Origin of the sequence: Pseudomonas sp. GM24 (assembly GCF_000282235.1) — a bacterium.
Classification (GTDB): domain Bacteria; phylum Pseudomonadota; class Gammaproteobacteria; order Pseudomonadales; family Pseudomonadaceae; genus Aquipseudomonas.
The window spans coordinates 53,667-71,536 of the sequence record NZ_AKJR01000048.1; the positions used below are offsets into that span (position 1 = coordinate 53,667).

Genomic DNA, 17,870 nt, shown 5'->3' on the forward strand with positions numbered 1-17,870 from the left:
TCAACCGATGATCAGCGGGTGAACCATGGAACTACGAATCAACCAGAAGACCTATCAGGTCGATGCCGACGCCGATACGCCCTTGCTGTGGGTGATCCGCGATGATTTGGGCATGACCGGCACCAAATACGGCTGCGGATTGGCGCAATGCGGCGCCTGTTCGGTGCTGGTGGACGGCAATGTGGTGCGCTCGTGCGTCACGCCGGTGGCGGGTGTGGTCGGCCGCGAGGTCACCACCATTGAGGCGATCGAAAGCGATGACGTGGGCAAACGGGTGGTCGCGACCTGGGTCGATCTGCAGGTTGCTCAGTGTGGCTACTGCCAGTCCGGTCAGGTGATGGCCGCCACCGCGCTGCTCAAACAAAACCCCAAACCAAGTGATGCGCAGATCGAAGCGGCGATGGTCAACCTGTGCCGCTGCGGCACTTACAACGCCATTCATGCCGCCGTGCATGAGCTGGCCGGCAAGGGAGACGCGTGATGAACGTACGTATCGACCCTTCACAGCAAGCCTCGGTGCTGGATCTGCACGAACCGATCAATGTTTCGCGCAGGCGTTTTCTGACCGGTACCGCCGTCGGCGCACTGGTCCTCGGTTTCGGTCTGCCGCTCGGTACAACGCGCGTGCAAGCTGCCGTTGCAGCGGCAACGGCCGAGCGCGGCACGCAAGTGCCGGCGTTTCTCGAAATCCGTCCGGACAACCGCGTGCGTCTGCTCTGCCCGTTCATGGAGGGCGGACAAGGTACGTTCACGGCGATGGCGCAAATCGTCGGTGAAGAGCTGGATGCCGACCCGACAACCTTCCTGGTCGAAGCCGCACCGCCCGGCGAAGCCTATGTGGTGTTGGAAAACGGCATGCGCATCACCGGCGGCAGCATGTCGGTGCGCATGAGTTACCCGGTCATGCGCCGCCTCGGCGCCCTCGCCCGCGCCATGTTGTTGCAGGCGGGTGCGCAGCAACTTGGCGTGCCGGTGAGTGAATTGACCACCGAGCCTGGCAAAGTCGTGCATGCCAAGTCGGGCCGCTCGTTGGCCTACGGTGATCTGGCCGAGCGCGCAATGGATCTGCCGGTTCCCGATCCGGCCTCCGTGCAACTGCGTGATCCGAGCCAGTTCCGCTGGATCGGCAAACCGGTGAAGCGTCTCGATGCCTATGACAAATCCACGGGCAAGGCGCTGTACAGCATCGACCTGAAAGTCGACGACATGCTCCATGCCGCCGTTCAACATGCCCCGCGCTTGGGCATGACGGTCGGCAGCCTGCGCAACGAAGAGCAGGTCAAGGCAATGAAAGGCGTGCATTCCGTGCATCGTTTGCCGGGCGCCGTGGCGGTGCTCGCCGAGCGCTGGTGGCACGCCAAACGTGCGGTCGAGGCAATTCAGGTCGACTGGCAAGAGCCAACGGCCGAGAGCAAAGTGCGGCCGATGCCCGCGGACTTTTCCAGCGATGCCTGGTTCAAGCGCCTCGCTGAAGATAAAGGCCCGGCCAAAGATGATGAAAACCAAGGCGATGTGGCTGCGATTCTCAAGGAGACCAAGACCCGGATCGACGCCACTTACCACAACCAATACCTGAACCACGGCCAGTTGGAGCCGCCTTCGGCACTGGCCCGATTCAATCCGGACGGTTCGCTGGAAGTCTGGTTGCCGAATCAGGCGCCGGACATGTTCCGCGCCGACATCGCCAAACGCACCGGGCTGGATCCGTCGCGCATTACGTTGCATTCGCCACTGCTGGGTGGCTTCTTCGGTCGGCATTTCCTCTACGACTCGGCCAGTCCCTATCCGCAGGCGATTGCGCTGTCCAAGGCCGTTGGCCGACCGGTCAAACTGATCTGGAGTCGCGAAGAAGAGTTCCTGCGTGACGTGCTGCGCCCGGTTGCCGCAGTGAATTTCCGTGCGGCGCTGGACAGCGACGGCTGGCCGCTGGCAATCGAAGCGATCAGTGCCACAGAAGGCCCGACCGAAGCCCTTGCCGGCAAGCAGGGTGAAAAACTTGACCCCACAGCGCTTGAAGGCTTGTCGGGCAAGTCCTATGCGATCCCCAACAAGCGCATCGCGCAGATCTACGTCAAAGGCCCGGCGATGCTCGGTTACTGGCGTTCGGTAGGCAACTCGCTGAACGACTTCTTCTATGAATCGTTCCTCGATGAACTGGCCGACAAGGGCGGCAAAGACCCGTTCGACCTGCGCCTGCATCTGCTGCGTGACAACAAGCGTTTGACCACGCTGCTGCAAGCGGTGGGTGAACTGTCAGGTGGCTGGAAGCGCGGGCCGTTTACCGCCGAAGACGGCAGCAAACGTGCGCGCGGCGTGGCCATGGCTTCGCCGTTCGGTACAGAGACGGCGGTGATCGCTGAGGTGTCCATCGAGAACGGCCAGGTCAAGGTGCACGACATCTGGCAGGCAATTGATCCGGGCAGCATCGTCAACCCGGCGATTGTCGAGGCTCAGGTCAATGGCGCCGTGGCGCTGGGGCTGTCGCAAACCCTGGTGGAAGAAGCCGTGTGGATTGATGGCAAACCCCGGGCGCGTAACTACGACTTGTATCCGATCCTGCCGCCTGCGCGGATGGCTCGGGTCCATGTGCGTGTGGTCGAGAGCGGGGAAAAAATGGGTGGCATCGGTGAACCGCCGTTGCCAGCGGTCGCGCCCGCCGTCGCTAACGCGGTGGCAAGGCTAACCGGTCAGCGGGTGCGCAGCCTGCCCATGAGCCGACACACCTTCACTTGATCAGCGCCGGAGCGTCCATGAATAACAGCCGATTCGCAAGAACCGCTGGCTGGCTGGCAGTGCCGTGCCTGGTCGCGGCAGGCCTGCTGGCCTGGTATGTCACCCGCGAGCCTGTCTCGCGCCTGGAAAACCCTCAGATCGCCGTGGCCGATATCGACCCGGCACTGGTCGCCCGTGGCGAATACGTCGCCAGGCTCAGCGATTGCGTGGCCTGCCACAGCGTGCCGGGCGGCGCGCCATTCGCCGGCGGCCTGGAAATGGCCACGCCGCTGGGCTCAATCCATGCGACCAATATCACCCCGGACACGGAAACCGGCATCGGCCACTACAGCTTGGCGGACTTCGACCGAGCGGTGCGTCACGGCGTGGCCCCCGACAGTCGCCGGTTGTATCCGGCGATGCCCTACCCGTCCTACGCCAAGCTCAGTGACGATGATGTGCGCGCGCTGTATGCGTTCTTCATGAAAGGCGTGGCGCCGGTGAAACAGGCGAATATCCCGAGTGCGATTCCGTTTCCGCTGAACCTGCGCTGGCCGATTGCACTGTGGAACGGCGTGTTTGTCGACGCCGAGCCTTACGTGGCCAAACCGTCGCAGGACGAACAATGGAACCGTGGCGCTTACCTCGTTCAGGGCGCCGGGCACTGCGGCAGTTGCCACACGCCGCGCGGCCTGGCGTTCAACGAGAAGGCACTCGATGACACCGGTAAACCGTACCTCGCCGGCGCCTTGCTCGATGGCTGGTACGCGCCGAGCCTGCGCGATGACCACAACACCGGTCTGGGCCGCTGGAGTGAGGCGGAAATCGTGCAGTTCCTCAAGACCGGTCGCAACCAACACGCGGTGGTCTACGGCTCGATGACCGAAGCGTTCAACAACTCCACGCAGTTCATGAGCGATGACGATCTGAGCGCGATTGCCCACTACCTGAAGTCGCTTCCCGGGGATCGCGAACGGGACGGCGCGCCGTGGCAGTATCAAGCGGTTTCGGCAGCGCAACGTCTGGACTCGCCCGGTGCGCATACCTACGTGGCGCGCTGCGCTTCGTGCCATGGACTGGACGGCAAGGGGCAACCTGAATGGATGCCGCCGCTGGCGGGCGCCACCTCGGCACTGGCCAAGGAGAGCGCTTCGGCGATCAACATCACCCTGAATGGTTCGCAGCGTGTCGTCGCGGCTGGCGTACCGGACGCTTATCGCATGCCGGCCTTCCGCGAGCAGTTGTCAGATCAGCAGATCGCTGAAGTGCTGACGTTCATGCGCAGCACCTGGGGCAATCAGGCCAGCGCTGTCGATGCGCAGACGGTGGGCAAGTTGCGTGAACACACCGATCCGGCCAGCAGCAGCCCGATCATCCTGCAGATGCGTTAAAGGAGAATCTGATGGAGAGCATCGACTTGCTGGTCCTGCGCACGGCGCGGGACTGGCTTGCCGTTGGCGAGCGTGTATTGCTCGCCACGGTGGCGCGCACTTGGGGTTCTTCACCACGTCCGACCGGTTCGATGATGGCTTTGCGTGACGATGGTCGCGTGGTGGGCAGTGTGTCCGGCGGCTGCATCGAGGACGATCTGATCCATCGCTATACCACGGCCCATGGCGGCAGCGCTTTTAGCGACAGCGCGCCGCAAGGGGTGCGCTATGGCGTCAGCGCCGATGAAGCGCATCGCTTTGGCTTGCCGTGCGGTGGCACGCTGGAACTGATCCTTGAGTTCAACCCGGCGTGGCAGTCGCTCGACGCGTTGCTGATGCAACTGGACGCCGGGCAACTGGTTCGCCGTCGCCTGGCGCTGAAGTCCGGTCAGGTCACGCTCGAACCGACTGCGACGCCGGAACAATTCAGCTTCGACGGCGCGCAGATGCTCAACACCTTGGGGCCGGGCTATCGGATGCTGATGATCGGTGCCGGCGCGCTGGCCGAATATCTGGCCACCATGGCCTTGTTCAACGGTTTCAAAGTGGCGGTGTGCGATCCGCGTCCCGAGTACATCGAAACCTGGGCGGTTGATGGCGTGGAGCGCATCGTTGGCATGCCGGATGACGTGGTGCGCGACTTCGCGGTCGATCTGCGCACCTGCATCGTCGCCTTGAGCCATGACCCCAAACTCGACGACCTGGCCCTGCTCGAAGCCCTCCACAGCCCGGCGTTTTACATCGGCGCCATCGGCTCGCGGCGCAACAGCCAACTGCGCCGTGAACGCCTGATCGAGCATTTCGGTGAAACCGAGGCGTCACTTCAGCGTCTGCACGGACCGATCGGCGTCTACATCGGCAGCAAGACGCCTGCGGAAATCGCCGTCAGTGTGATGGCCGAGATTCTTGCGGCCAAGAATGGCGCGAACTTGCCGAGTGAACTCAGCATCGCCCAGGCCAAACACTCCATCGATTCTGTGGCGATTGATTGAGCGAAACCGCCGACTCGAGTCGATTCTTGACTCAACCAGTGATCCGTCACTCACGACAGTCCATCGAACCAGCCCAGTACGCGCATGACCTTGGTATAGGTTTTTTGCTTGGCGAAGAGAGTCAACAGCACCAGACCGCCGCCCAGCACCGTGAAAAGCACGCCGCCGGTACCATCGATGAAGAGCAGAAATACACCCAAGGTCGCGAATGCGGCCCCCAGCGCGCCCATCACCTGTCGGCTCTGCTTCTGCTCGGGATACTTGCCAAACATCGTCCTGATCTCGTTCAGTCGTTGTATCGATCCACTCTAGACCAGGTGCGAGCGGTCACTGATCATTCGTGCGTCATGGAGGCGCGCATCCGTCGCAGTAAAGCGTTTGCAGATGTGCTGCAATAGGCGTCGAAAAAGTCACCTGACGGGTTAACTGGCCTGAACCGTTAACCGTCACCAGAGGAGCCCTGAATGCCGAAAAAACTGCCGGTCAATAAAGAGGCCGCCACCGCAGCTGATATCGAGCGCTCTATTCAGGCCTTGAACAAAATGGCCGAACGTCTGTGGGGGGATGGACGTGAAGCCGAGGCCAAGGCGCTGCTCGATGCGCTTGATGCCTTGAACCGCGCACTCGACAGAATCCGCATTGGCGAGAGCCGCCGGGTGGTCACCCTGCATTAAATTCCGCATCAGTCGTCAGCCCTGCCAGCGCGGCAGGGCCCGACCTGTGCCTTATGGTTTGAGAATCAGCACCGGCTCACCCTTCTTGACGATGTAAGTCGCCAGTTCGGAACCTTTGTCCTGACCGACATTGCGCGCGATATGCGCCACGCCTTCCGGAATGAACAGCGAATCACCGGCCTTCAACGTGACCGGCGCCCGGCCCTCCAGTTGATACTCGAACGTGCCGCTGATCACATAAGCGACTTCCACGCCCGGATGGGCATGCCGGGGCGAGGTCACGCCCGGTTCGAAATCAACCCGTGCCTGAATCACTTCGCGCTCGGCCGCGCCGAGATCTTGGCGAACCAGATCGGTGCGGCTCAGCCCTTGCTGCCAGCTCTTGGGTTGCGCGTCGGCTGCGTGTGCGAAGCCGATCATCGAAGCGAAGATTACTGCGGTGGTCAGAAACAGTGGACGGTGCATGGCGTGCCTCTCAAAGGTCGTGTTGGGTGACCTCTACTGTGGGCGCGGCATGTAGAAAGGATGTGTCGCAAATCCTCGATTTGTTGTTTACGTGTGTCCTTGCACGGGATTGATACACGCTTATACAAAGGCCTCGTCGCCGGGGCGTTGCGCCAACAGCCAAGTCCTGAACGCCGCAATCTTGCGGGTATCGGCGGTTTCATGGGGTGTTACCAAATAGAAACCCAAGTCATCCTTCAACCGTAGATTAAAGGGCGCGACCAGCCGGCCTGCACGCAGGTCATCGTCGACATACGTCGAACGCCCGATGCACACACCCTGCCCGTGCACCGCCGCTTGCACGGCCATCATTGCCAGATCGAAGGTCAGGCGCGGGCGCTCGGCGAGTTGCGCACACTCACCGGCGGCGCTGAGCCAGTTGTTCCAGTCGCCGGCGGTCATGCCACTGACTTGCAACAACGTGTGCTCGAGCAAATCGGCCGGTGCGCTCAGGCTTTTCGACGCGTCGAGCAACGCCGGACTGCACACCGGAAAAATCTCATCGGACATCAGGAAATCGGCGCGCAAGCCTTTCCAGTCGCCACGCCCGTAACGAATCGCGGCATCGATGCCGCCCCGACGAAAATCGACCAGCTCGGTGGATGCGCTGATACGCACATCGATGGCGGGAAACGCCTGCTGAAATGACGGCAATCGCGGCAACAACCATTTGGAGGCGACCGACACCAAGGTATTGATGGTCAACACGCTGTTGTGGCGCGACTCCAATAACGTCTGCGTCGAATAGCGCAACTCCTGGAACGCTGTACGAATGCCAGGCAAGTACGCCTGGCCGTCTTCAGTCAGGGCCAGCCCATCCTTGAGCCGCAGAAACAGATTCACGCCCAACTCCTCTTCGAGACGGCGGATCTGATGGCTGATGGCGGTTTGCGTGACGTTCAGTTCTTCGGCAGCCTTGGTGAAACTCATATGCCGAGCGGCACACTCAAACGCTTTCAAGCCGTTGAGCGAGGGGAGTCTGGCGACCATGGCGAGTTCGGTACTCATGAGATTTTGTCATACGCTAACACCGCAAATGACCTTTGCGAAGACCTGTCCCTGCAAGGGATGCTGACACTTCCCCACCCACTGGAAGTGCCATGAAACTGTATTTCGCCCCGATGACCTGCTCGCTGGCGCCGCACATTGTGTTGCGCGAATCGGGCCTGCCCTTCGAGCTGATTCGCGTCAACAATCAGAGCAAACGCACGGCCGACGGACAAGACTTTCGCGACATCAACCCCAAGGGCTACGTCGCTGCGTTGCTCCTGGATAACGGCGAAGTGCTGACAGAAGGCCCGGCGATCCTGCAGTTCCTCGCCGATCAGGTCGCCGAAAGAGCACTGGCGCCGACACTCGGCAGTTGGCAGCGGACGCGCTTGCAAGAGGACCTGAACTTCATCAGCACGGAAATTCACGGTGGCTGTGCACCACTGTTCGATGCGCAAATGCCACAAGCGAGCAAAGTGATTTTTACGCAAAAACTGTTTAAACGCCTCGACTACCTGAACCGCAGGCTGGTGGATCAGGACTATTTGCTGGGCACATTCGGAGTCGCCGATGCCTACCTGTTTAGCGTGTTGACGTGGCTGCCAAGCTTCGATATCGACCTGCAGCACTGGCCGGCGCTGGCCGCCCACTCCCGTCGCATCGCCGCCCGCCCCAGCGTCGTTGCAGCCATAGCGGCAGAAGCGGCGACGCAGCCGGTTTGATCGCCCTCAACGCTTTCACTGCGGTGGCGGCTGATCATTTGTCCGTTAGCCCTGAATCTGTAAACTGGCGCGATTTACTCGCTCAAACAAGGGATCCGCATGGCTAACCAAGACATCACCTTTACCCCCGATCCGGACGCAGACTCGATTTCGTCGGACGTCACCACGTTCAACGGGATCATGATGTCCACGCAGATCCCGACCCGTGCCGACGGCAGTCTGGAACTGGGCGACATCACCCTGCAAAGCGAATGCACCCTGCAAGCGCTGAAGGTTGCGCTGGAACGCGCCGGCAGCTCGATGGACCGGGTGATGCACCTGACCATCTACCTGACCGACATGGCCGATCGCGCGGCATTCAACGAGGTTTACAAGCGCTACTTCGCCAAGCCATGGCCGGTGCGTGCGGCGGTAGGTGTGGCGTCGCTGGCGGTTGAAGGCATGCGTGTGGAAGTGACTGCGATGGCGGCCAAGGCCTGAGTTCCACGCCTTTCAAGTCATCAGCCGCCGATTCATAGACCCGAGCCAAGCCTCTAAAGGCTGGCTCGGGTCTTTTTCAGGATTGCTTCCGGGCTTCAAGTGGCCCTGTTGCGACAAGCGATAACTTTCCTTCCTTCACGCTGTATTTTTTTATTTGGCCGTCATCCTCAAGCTCAAAGTCGAAGTGGAAACTGGCGGTTATCGAACTGTTCGCGTCATTTCTCTGAAACTTAATTTTCCCCGCCTTGGCATAGATGATATGCGGGGTCATTGTGATGAGCCCTTGAACACTACTACCCTGCCCCCCTATGTCGTGTTCCCCATCGGGTAGCTCGTTATTGATAACGAATGACATTATTTCGAAAATGTCGTTTGCATGCTCTCTATGGTGCGCGATCAGGCTAAAGGTCTCGGCGGAACCGAAGTAGAAAGCTCTGCCTTCTTTGGTTGCCTGAAATACCGGCCCGCTAAGGTGCGGATGGACGGGGTCAATCACTGCTTTGTAGTAAATTTCCGGCGCGCGGCTCCTTCTGTTCAAATTATTTTTGTTGATGCCTAAATAACCAAAATAGTCTTTATCGTTCATAGCAACATGTCCTTTTCGTAATGAATGTTCGCCGAGTGATTTCATTACTATTTCGAACTTCCTTCTGCACAACAACTGACAGGTCTGACAGTTGCGCGAACCCGCGAAACGTGCAGAGCGCGATTTGCAGACCATCGGTACAGAGGTGCCGACATGTCGTTTCACGGGTAGAATGCGCGCCTAACCGTGACAGCCTGACTAAAAAAACTATGTCCTTGCCCAAGCATCACCTGGAATTGCTCAGCCCTGCCCGCGATGTGGCCATCGCCCGTGAGGCGATCCTGCACGGCGCTGATGCCGTGTACATCGGCGGCCCGAGCTTCGGCGCGCGCCACAACGCCTGCAACGAAGTCGGCGAAATCGCCGAACTGGTGGAGTTCGCCCGCAAGTATCACGCGCGCATCTTCACCACCATCAACACCATCCTGCACGACAACGAACTGGAACCGGCGCGCAAGCTGATCCATCAGTTGTACGACGCCGGGGTCGACGCGCTGATCGTTCAGGATCTGGGCGTGATGGAGCTGGACATTCCGCCGATCGAGCTGCACGCCTCAACCCAGACCGATATCCGTACGCTGGAGCGAGCGAAGTTCCTCGATCAGGCCGGTTTCTCGCAACTGGTCTTGGCCCGCGAGCTGAACCTGCAAGAAATCCGCGCAATCGCCGACGAAACCGACGCCGCCATCGAATTCTTCATCCATGGCGCGTTGTGCGTGGCCTTCTCCGGCCAGTGCAACATCTCCCACGCGCAGACCGGGCGCAGTGCCAACCGTGGCGACTGCTCGCAGGCGTGCCGCTTGCCGTACACCCTCAAAGATGAAAAGGGTGGCGTGATCGCCTACGAAAAACACCTGCTGTCGATGAAAGACAACAACCAGAGCGCCAACATCCGCGCCCTGGTTGAAGCCGGTGTGCGTTCGTTCAAGATCGAAGGTCGCTACAAAGACATGGGCTATGTGAAGAACATCACCGCCTATTACCGTCAGCGCCTCGACGACGTGCTCGAAGATCGCCCGGACCTGGCCCGCGCCTCCAGCGGCCGCACCGCGCACTTCTTCCTGCCCGATCCGGAAAAGACTTTCCACCGTGGCAGCACCGATTACTTCGTCACCGATCGCAAGATCGACATTGGCGCCTTCGACTCGCCGACCTTCACCGGTTTGCCAGTGGGCACCGTCGAGAAAGTCGGCAAACGCGACATGCAGGTCGTCACGCAAGAGCCGCTGTCCAACGGCGATGGCTTGAACGTGCTGGTCAAACGCGAAGTGGTCGGTTTCCGCGCCAACATCGCCGAAGCAAAAGGTGAATTCGAAGAAGACGGCGAGAAGCGCTACCGCTATCGCGTCGAGCCGAACGAAATGCCTGAAGGCCTGTACAAGCTGCGCCCGAACCACCCGCTGAATCGCAACCTCGATCACAACTGGCAACAGGCGCTGCAAAAAACTTCGTCCGAGCGTCGCGTGGCTTTGAGTTGGGTCGCGCGTTTGCGTGAAGAACAGCTGGAAGTGACCGCCACCAGTGAAGAAGGCATCAGCGCCAGTGTCACCCTCGCCGGTCCGTTCGGTGTGGCCAACAAGCCTGAGCAGGCGCTGGAGCAATTGCGTGATCTGCTCGGCCAGCTCGGCACCACGCAGTACCACGCCACCGACATCAAGCTGGATGCGCCACAGGCGTTCTTCATCCCGAACTCGCAGCTCAAGTCGCTGCGCCGTGAAGTGATCGAAGCCCTGACCGCCGCGCGTGTCGCCGCTCATCCGCGTGGTGGCCGTAAAGCCGAAACCAGCCCGCCGCCGGTGTACCCGGATTCACACCTGACCTTCCTCGCCAACGTCTACAACCAGAAGGCCCGCGATTTCTACCACCGTCACGGCGTGAAGCTGATCGACGCGGCGTATGAAGCGCACGAAGAGCCGGGCGAAGTGCCGGTGATGATCACCAAGCACTGCCTGCGCTTCTCCTTCAACCTGTGCCCGAAACAGGCGAAAGGCGTGACCGGCGTGCGCACCAAAGTCGCGCCGATGCAGTTGATCCACGGCGATGAAGTGCTGACGCTGAAGTTCGATTGCAAGCCGTGCGAAATGCACATCATCGGCAAGATGAAAGGCCACATCCTCAACCTGCCGCAACCGGGCAGCGTGGTCGGCCACATCAGCCCCGAAGACCTGATGAAAACCATTCCGCGCGCACCGCACTGAGTGGACGGCGTGCGCGGTGCTTCGGCGCCGCGCATGCCTGCCCTGCTCCGCTGGGACAAATCGCAGACATAAAAAAACGCCAACTTCTTGCGAAGTTGGCGTTTTTTTGAATATGGCAGGGGCGGCTGGATTCGAACCAACGCATGGCAGGATCAAAACCTGCTGCCTTACCGCTTGGCGACGCCCCTACTGCTCTGTCCAGCTACTTCGTTAGGTTCGCTGTGAGAACGGGGCGCAATTTACCAAGGTTTTTTGGCTTTGGGAAGCGCGAAGTGAAATATTTTTTGTTTTAAAACAGCGACTTATTATTTTGGCCTGAATCAGGCCCGTGGTGAGTCGGTTTCGTTGCCGTGTATCAGACTGTGTACGAACCCCACCGCGACACATCGACTTGCAACAAAGCCGTTCTTCGACACAGGCCAGATACGTCTCCGCGCTCAAATGCACTCAAGGTTTCAGGTGTTCATTCAGAACCCTTGGCCAAAGGCTCGCAAAGGAGACGTCACCATGAAGATGGCACTGCACACCCGCAAAACCGCGTTCGGTTTGTCGATTCTGGCTTTGTCGTTGTTCGGCGCTTTTGGCAGCGCTCAGGCGCAAACCGCAGAACCTTCCGCCGTCAGCTATTCCGCGCCCTCGCCTTTCGGCCCGCTCAAGCATGTGAAGGCCGGCGTGCTCGACGTCGCCTACGCCGAAACCGGCCCTGCCAATGGCCCGGTGGTGATCCTGCTGCACGGCTGGCCCTACGACATTCACAGCTACGACGAAGTCGCGCCGTTGCTCGCGGCCAAGGGTTATCGGGTGTTGATGCCGTATGCGCGCGGTTATGGCGATACGCAGTTCCTCTCCAAAGACACCCTGCGCAATGGCCAACCGGCGGCGCTGGCCAGTGACGTCATCGATTTCATGGACGCGCTGAAGATCAAGCAAGCGGTGCTCGGCGGTTATGACTGGGGCGCACGTTCGGCGGACATCGTTTCGGCGTTATGGCCAGAACGGGTGAAAGCTTTGGTTTCGGTCAGTGGCTATCTGATCGGCAATCAGGCCGCCGGGCAAAACCCGCTGCCGCCCAAGGCGGAATTGCAGTGGTGGTATCAGTTCTACTTCGCGACTGACCGTGGTCGCGCCGGGTATGAGAAGAACACTCATGATTTCGCCAAACTGATCTGGCAAACCGCTTCGCCGCAATGGAAATTCGACGACGCCACGTTCGATCGCAGCGCCAAGGCACTGGAGAACCCCGATCACGTCGACATCACCGTGTTCAACTACCGCTGGCGTCTGGGCCTGGTACAGGGCGAAGCGAAGTACGCCGCGCTGGAGCAGAAACTCGCCACCGCGCCGTCGATCAGCGTGCCGACCATCACCCTTGAAGGCGATGCCAACGGTGCGCCGCACCCGGCGCCAGAGGATTACGCCAAGCGCTTTACCGGCAAGTATCAGTTCCGTTTGATCAACGGCGGGATTGGCCACAACTTGCCGCAGGAGGATCCGCAGGCATTTGCCAAAGCCGTGATCGACGCCGATCACCTGTAGAAACAAACAAGCAGTCAGCCGCTCTGGCTGACTGCTTGATTATTTGAGGGTGGGATTGAGGCTTGAGGGATGCTCACGTTTTGCAGATTCCTTGCCTGAACGGGCGTCATCGCGAGCAGGCTCACTCCTACAGGGGGAACGCATTTCAAATGTAGGAGTGAGCCTGCTCGCGATCATGCCCGACCAAACACCCTCAATCCCGACTAACGTGCGCGATCACTCAGTTGGCACAACAAGATCCAGCGCCTTGTTCACCGCCAACTCCCCCAACATGACCACTTGCGCAATGCCCAGCAGCGTATGGCGGTTTGATCCCTCCAGCACCCCGGCAAAATTACCGAGCATCACCGTGGCAGACGCCAGGGAACCGCTGGCATTGCTCAGCAAGGACTCGGCGTCGGATTGCGGGTTAACCATGAACATCGTGCTGGGCGTATAGGGTGTGGCCATGATCGCGGCAGGCAACAGGTAATGGTCAAGCGCTCGCTCTGCCGCTTCGTGCAGCTTTCTTGAATTGGGCGATGCGTACGGGGACACCAGGTCTGTGACCGGTGGTTCGGGTGGCTGAGACATCAGCTGAAACTCCAGACAAGAACCGCTTCAGGTTCTTTGATAGAAGGCGTGAAGCGCCGCGATCGCGGACGCTTCCGTGCAAATGAGGGGGCACGCCCCCTCACCCATCTGCACCGCGACTAGTGCGGCAAGCGCTGGTTATCCAGAACTCGGCCGACCACCAGTTCACTGAGCATGATCACCTGTTGCAGGATCAGCATCTTTTTGCGCTGTGAAGGATCAATCGAATCGGCGAGTTCACGGGCCATGTCAGTGGCGGAGGACAAGGTTTCAGTGGCTTCGACGAGCAGGGTTTCGTTATCCACTGTGGGGTCGATGAGGTAGATCTTGCCGGTTTTGCGGGTGGGGATTGAAGTCTTCAGCGCGGAAGGATTGAGGTAGAAGTTGATCGCGCGGTCGGTGGCCTCTTTGATGTTTTGAGGTTCGAGCGCGGCGTCGTAGGGGATTGGATCGGTTTCTGGCGGGTTTGGCGTAATTTTGAACATGAAGGACTCTTTGTCTTGAAAGAATTGAAGAGCCGTCACTTTCGCTACCAAACGAAGGGTGGCGGCCACACGTGGGTTGGTAGACCGGTCAAGACAGAGTAAACCCCGGCGCCCCCGAAAGGGCCCCACGCATGACCACCATATCAAACCGAGTCCCGAAAAAGAGACCGCAATAAGGTGATGCAATACGGGCTGTCAAGAAACGGGCTACCAAACCCGATCACTGTTTTGCAGTGACAGGGAAACGATACAGCCCGCCTCAAGGCGCGTAAGCCGGCGGATTCTGGCGTACGCGTAGGCAACGGCGCAAGGTGTTGTAGCCGTTATGGCGTAACAGTGCGTGTAAGTTAAACGTGTGTGGGTGACGGTGTTTAAGAGTCCCTCACCCTAGCCCTCTCCCAGAGGGAGAGGGGACTGACCGGGGTGTTTGGTAGAGGTACGCCGACGTGAAATACCGAGTCGAACTCAGATGAGAAACGGCTTGGGTTATTTGACCAGCCGCTCTGCTTTGGAGGGTCTGTAGCCGAAATACGAGCTGTAACACTTGCTGAAATGGCTTGGCTGGCTCGATTTCCAGTCGCGCAGGAGTATTCAGTGCGCGCGATCTTTCAGAGAGGACTGTCAGCGTTCAGAGGACAAGCCGGCGTCTGGGCAACCGCTAGTGGCGAACTGCAAAGTCATCCTTGAGTACAAACTCCATTCCAATGCCCACGCCTTTGAGTACCTCGGTCACGCGGTCGATAAAGGTTTCACCTTGCTCGGGCAGCTCATAGAGACCATTGATGCGAATCTTCGGTTTTTTACCTTTCGCTGGCGGATAGCTTTCCAGCAGTTCGCCGCTCTCGATGAAGGCGATGTAGGTATTGATTTTCTCTTGAAGCAACAACAGGTGTTCACCCTGTTGCGCTTTGTCGCCCCATTCCAGGTGATCGGTGATGACGAGCACGACGTTATCTGGTTCCCACTCGGGTACTGCGATGATGTCGACGACTTTGGTTTCGGTGATGGACATGCCCGATCTCTCAGTGGAGATTGTCAGCTCCGTTTTCCCTAGATGTGTTTATTAGTCCGCTTTGAGCACGAATTCGAATCCTATGCCCACCTCCTTCAATGCCTCAGCAACGCGATCGATGAACAACTCGCCTTGCTCGGGTAACTCGTACTTGCCTTGGACACGAATGACAGGTGATTTTCCGAGTGCACCGGGTATCTCAATGTAGATTTCACCGCTTTCGATGAAAGCGATGTAGTTGTTGATTTTCTCTTGAAGCACCAACAGGTGCTCGCCTTGTTCAGCCTTATCGCCCCATTCCAAATGGTCAGCAATACCGAGGATGATCTTGTTGCTGTCCCATTTTGGGATACCCCACATGTCGATGGTTTTTGCGTCTGTTACTGACATTTCAGTTCCTTGATTCCGTTATTTTTGCGGCGGGCGCAGAATTTCTACTCGGGTTGGCGGGATTTGGGTGCCGCCGGGGAAGCCGGGTTTGCCCTTACCCATGATGCGTCCACCGCTCTGTTCGATTTCCGGGAATGCTCGCTTTTGATTGCGGGTCAGTGGTGCCGTTTCCGAGGCTTTGCATTCGACGCACGCGATATCGCCGTTTGCATCTCTGCCTATCATATCGAGGCGGGTCCGGGTGCCGCTCTCTGTTTTTATCGTTACTTGTTGGCCGGACTCTTCCATTTCTTCCGAAAAACCGCTGTACGACTCTTCTTCGAAGGCCGCCCCTGCTACCTTGTTCTTCTCTAGTTGCGTGCTGAGCACGATGTAGATGGGCTCAAGGCCTGCATCGTCGGGGAACCAGATGATCGCATCCTGAAACTCGGGAGGATGTGCTGGATTAGCCAAAAGCGTGTCCGACTTTTCTGTCGGCGGATATATCCATACGGGAGGTAATTGCGGCACGCCTTCAAGTGCTGGAATACCCAGCACACCATCTGGGTTTGCTGCTGGCGTCCAGGTAAGGCCAATGCCGTTACCTACGTCGGCTACGTATTTCTCGCCGTCCTTTTCCGCTTTGATGACAGGAACATTTTCCCAGTCCTTTTTGCCGCCCGTGTAGAAACCGTAAGCGCTGACGGAACCGTCCGGCAAGGTCTTCACGTTGACGCGGACGCGAGTGCGGCCCGTTTCGAGCGTGGCGTACTGGTCGGTTTTGTAGAAGGCACTGTCGGGTGCAAGGTTGGTATTAGGCATTAATAGCGCAACGGTGCCGACGGCGGCACCTGCTGCCAACGCACCTGCACTTTCGAGCAAGCCTAGCGCGAGGGAGCCACCCACTCGCTGAGCAATGGCGCTGCCGGTTGTGGAACCGCCGACCAGTTGAAGAGTTGTGCCTTCGGCGGTGATTGCCGCTCCTGTGGCCAGGACAGCCCACAAACCGTAGTCCGCCAGTTTCTCTACCGGGACGAATCCAGCTTGGTTTGTGTGGTTGATTTCGCCGTCGGGCAAGTTGCAGCTTTTGGCGAAGACGCATCCCAACGGTTCTGGTTTTACGTCTGGTGTCGCTGGAAGGTCTTTGTATTGCGCCCAGTGTTGGGCGTTGACGTCGACGGGTTCGACGCCGGTGTTGCGATAACCCTTTGGAGGGTTGGGGACGTAGCCACTCAATCCTTGATTCCTTGTCCTGATCCTTTGAACGAGGCGCAGGGTGACAGGTGGTGTTTGGGGTGGCAATCAGTGGCACTTTGACGCCATTTTCAATGGCTCGGCATGGCCCATCTGCAAACCGGCAGGACTCCCGCTTGCAACGACTGGGGCATATGGCGCGCTTCGGTGATGTATAAGGTCTTCAAGAGCCCCTCACCCTAGCCCTCTCCCAGAGGGAGAGGGAACTGACCAGGGTGTTTGGGGGAGGTACGCCGACGTGGGATTTCGAGGTGAATTCAGGTGGGTGACGGCTTGGGTTATTTGACCAGGCGTTTTTCTTTGGAAGGTCTGTAGCCGAAATATGAGCTGTAGCATTTGCTGAAATGGCTCGGCGAGACGAAGCCGCAAGCGACCAGCACTTCTACTTGTGACAGCTCGGTGTGCTGCAACAAACGCCGTGCTTCGGTGATGCGCAGTTCCAGGTAATAACGCTGCGGCGTGGTGCCCAGTTGTTCCTTGAACAAGCGCTCCAACTGGCGACGTGAGCGCCCCGCGTACACCGCCAGTTGCTCCAGCTCCAGCGGTTCCTCCAGATTGGCGTCCATCAGCTTCACCACTTCACGCAACGGCGCACTGACACAGATGTTCTCGTCTGGTTTGATGCGCCGGTAGCGCGATTCCTCGAAGGCGAGGATGTCCTCGATACCTTCGACCAACGCCTTGCCGTGCAGGCTTTTGATCCAGTCCAGCGCCATATGGAAAGCCCCGGACGGACTCGACGCCGTGAGCCGGTCGCGATCGATCACGTAGGGCTCACTGCTGACGTGGGTGGACTTGGCGATCTCGGTCAGTGCCGGACGGTGCTCCGGGTGGATTGCGCAGCGGTAGCCATCGAGCAGCCCGGCCCGGCCGAGAAACCACGAACCGTTCCACAACCCGGCGAGAGAGATGCCGCGCTCCGCTGCGGATCTGAGCAAGCCGATAAATTCATCACTCGCGCGCAGTTCGGTGCGATAACCGCCACACACCACTAGCAGATCCAGCTGCAGAAGCGCGGCCGAATCCAGACGTGCATCGGGGCGGATCACCAGCCCCAGATCACTAATGACTTCGCCGTCGCCCAAGCCAAACGTGCGCGACGAAAACAACCCCGGGCGCAGCAGATTAGTGGTGACAACCGTATCCAGCGCCTGGGTAAACGCCGGCAATGAAAAATGTTCCAGCAGCAAAAAACCGGTGCGGGTCATGCGCGCGTCATCCGCGCCTTGCTCATTCAGATAGCGGAGGTTTTTCCCCTTCATGCCTCCGCTGAATTGGCGTCGTTCGATCAAGTTCGGGTCCATCGGTCATGTTGTTGTGCGCCGATAGTTGGCTTGATCCGCCAAAGAGTCA

General features: G+C 59.1%; 19 protein-coding genes and 1 tRNA gene. 9 read left to right on the forward strand and 11 right to left on the reverse strand.

Annotated elements, in window-relative coordinates; translation table 11 throughout:
* The first annotated feature begins 25 nt into the window (after positions 1 to 25).
* The 4 genes from PMI23_RS07775 to PMI23_RS07790 are packed head-to-tail and all read left to right on the forward strand — an operon-like array spanning position 26 to position 5,134.
* The gene (locus PMI23_RS07775) at positions 26 to 481 is read left to right on the forward strand and encodes a (2Fe-2S)-binding protein (RefSeq protein ID WP_007915396.1); all 456 of its coding nucleotides are present in this window, start codon (positions 26 to 28) and stop codon (positions 479 to 481) included.
* The gene (locus PMI23_RS07780) at positions 481 to 2,733 is read left to right on the forward strand and encodes a xanthine dehydrogenase family protein molybdopterin-binding subunit (protein WP_007949731.1); all 2,253 of its coding nucleotides are present in this window, start codon (positions 481 to 483) and stop codon (positions 2,731 to 2,733) included. Before PMI23_RS07775 ends, PMI23_RS07780 begins: the two co-directional genes overlap by 1 nt.
* 17 nt (positions 2,734 to 2,750) lie before the next feature.
* Complete coding sequence (locus PMI23_RS07785) at positions 2,751 to 4,103, forward strand: c-type cytochrome (protein WP_007915392.1); 1,353 nt, start codon at positions 2,751 to 2,753, stop codon at positions 4,101 to 4,103.
* An 11-nt stretch (positions 4,104 to 4,114) separates the two neighbouring features.
* Positions 4,115 to 5,134, forward strand: a complete 1,020-nt coding sequence (locus PMI23_RS07790) for an XdhC family protein (RefSeq protein ID WP_007915391.1) — start codon at positions 4,115 to 4,117, stop codon at positions 5,132 to 5,134.
* Between the two features lie 50 nt (positions 5,135 to 5,184).
* Here the strand turns inward: PMI23_RS07790 and PMI23_RS07795 are convergent, their stop codons facing one another.
* A complete protein-coding gene (locus PMI23_RS07795; RefSeq protein ID WP_007915390.1) occupies positions 5,185 to 5,406 on the reverse strand; it encodes a hypothetical protein in 222 nt (73 codons plus the stop codon).
* Between the two features lie 192 nt (positions 5,407 to 5,598).
* Here PMI23_RS07795 and PMI23_RS07800 point away from each other — a divergent pair, with 192 nt between their 5' ends.
* The gene (locus tag PMI23_RS07800; protein WP_007915388.1) at positions 5,599 to 5,808 is read left to right on the forward strand and encodes a hypothetical protein; all 210 of its coding nucleotides are present in this window, start codon (positions 5,599 to 5,601) and stop codon (positions 5,806 to 5,808) included.
* Between the two features lie 51 nt (positions 5,809 to 5,859).
* Here the strand turns inward: PMI23_RS07800 and PMI23_RS07805 are convergent, their stop codons facing one another.
* Together PMI23_RS07805 and PMI23_RS07810 are read right to left on the reverse strand one after the other, a co-directional pair.
* Positions 5,860 to 6,273, reverse strand: a complete 414-nt coding sequence (locus tag PMI23_RS07805; RefSeq protein ID WP_007915386.1) for a cupin domain-containing protein — start codon at positions 6,271 to 6,273, stop codon at positions 5,860 to 5,862.
* A gap of 120 nt (positions 6,274 to 6,393) precedes the next feature.
* Positions 6,394 to 7,302: a transcriptional regulator GcvA gene (locus PMI23_RS07810; protein ID WP_177321047.1), complete on the reverse strand. Its 909-nt coding sequence runs from the start codon at positions 7,300 to 7,302 to the stop codon at positions 6,394 to 6,396.
* Between the two features lie 110 nt (positions 7,303 to 7,412).
* Between PMI23_RS07810 and gstA the strand changes: the two genes are divergently transcribed.
* On the forward strand, positions 7,413 to 8,024 hold the full coding sequence (gstA, locus tag PMI23_RS07815; RefSeq protein ID WP_007949732.1) for a glutathione transferase GstA: 612 nt from the start codon (positions 7,413 to 7,415) through the stop codon (positions 8,022 to 8,024).
* Between the two features lie 99 nt (positions 8,025 to 8,123).
* Positions 8,124 to 8,504, forward strand: coding sequence for a RidA family protein (locus PMI23_RS07820; RefSeq protein WP_007919637.1), 381 nt, complete (start codon positions 8,124 to 8,126; stop codon positions 8,502 to 8,504).
* A 76-nt stretch (positions 8,505 to 8,580) separates the two neighbouring features.
* On the opposite strand, the gene PMI23_RS07825 is transcribed toward PMI23_RS07820, so the two are convergent.
* Entirely contained in the window at positions 8,581 to 9,090 is a 510-nt protein-coding gene (locus PMI23_RS07825) for a hypothetical protein (protein WP_007919639.1), read from the reverse strand.
* A gap of 209 nt (positions 9,091 to 9,299) precedes the next feature.
* Here PMI23_RS07825 and PMI23_RS07830 point away from each other — a divergent pair, with 209 nt between their 5' ends.
* A complete protein-coding gene (locus tag PMI23_RS07830) occupies positions 9,300 to 11,288 on the forward strand; it encodes a peptidase U32 family protein (protein ID WP_007919641.1) in 1,989 nt (662 codons plus the stop codon).
* Between the two features lie 113 nt (positions 11,289 to 11,401).
* Here PMI23_RS07830 and PMI23_RS07835 read toward each other — a convergent pair.
* Positions 11,402 to 11,476 (reverse strand) — tRNA-Gln (locus PMI23_RS07835).
* 319 nt (positions 11,477 to 11,795) lie between these two features.
* Here PMI23_RS07835 and PMI23_RS07840 point away from each other — a divergent pair.
* Entirely contained in the window at positions 11,796 to 12,824 is a 1,029-nt protein-coding gene (locus tag PMI23_RS07840) for an alpha/beta fold hydrolase (protein WP_007919066.1), read from the forward strand.
* A 216-nt stretch (positions 12,825 to 13,040) separates the two neighbouring features.
* Here the strand turns inward: PMI23_RS07840 and PMI23_RS07845 are convergent, their stop codons facing one another.
* The 6 genes from PMI23_RS07845 to PMI23_RS07870 form a co-directional block, all read right to left on the reverse strand.
* On the reverse strand, positions 13,041 to 13,397 hold the full coding sequence (locus PMI23_RS07845) for a DUF6124 family protein (RefSeq protein WP_007919067.1): 357 nt from the start codon (positions 13,395 to 13,397) through the stop codon (positions 13,041 to 13,043).
* A 119-nt stretch (positions 13,398 to 13,516) separates the two neighbouring features.
* The gene (locus tag PMI23_RS07850) at positions 13,517 to 13,882 is read right to left on the reverse strand and encodes a DUF6124 family protein (protein ID WP_007919069.1); all 366 of its coding nucleotides are present in this window, start codon (positions 13,880 to 13,882) and stop codon (positions 13,517 to 13,519) included.
* A 658-nt stretch (positions 13,883 to 14,540) separates the two neighbouring features.
* Positions 14,541 to 14,894, reverse strand: a complete 354-nt coding sequence (locus PMI23_RS07855) for a DUF6572 domain-containing protein (protein WP_007919071.1) — start codon at positions 14,892 to 14,894, stop codon at positions 14,541 to 14,543.
* Between the two features lie 51 nt (positions 14,895 to 14,945).
* Positions 14,946 to 15,284 carry a DUF6572 domain-containing protein gene (locus PMI23_RS07860; RefSeq protein WP_007919073.1) on the reverse strand — a complete coding sequence of 113 codons (339 nt, stop codon included), beginning with the start codon at positions 15,282 to 15,284 and terminating at the stop codon, positions 14,946 to 14,948.
* Positions 15,285 to 15,302: 18 nt separating this feature from the next.
* Positions 15,303 to 16,499, reverse strand: coding sequence for an S-type pyocin domain-containing protein (locus PMI23_RS07865; protein ID WP_007919075.1), 1,197 nt, complete (start codon positions 16,497 to 16,499; stop codon positions 15,303 to 15,305).
* Positions 16,500 to 16,795: 296 nt separating this feature from the next.
* Complete coding sequence (locus tag PMI23_RS07870; RefSeq protein WP_007919077.1) at positions 16,796 to 17,821, reverse strand: GlxA family transcriptional regulator; 1,026 nt, start codon at positions 17,819 to 17,821, stop codon at positions 16,796 to 16,798.
* Positions 17,822 to 17,870 lie beyond the last annotated feature (49 nt).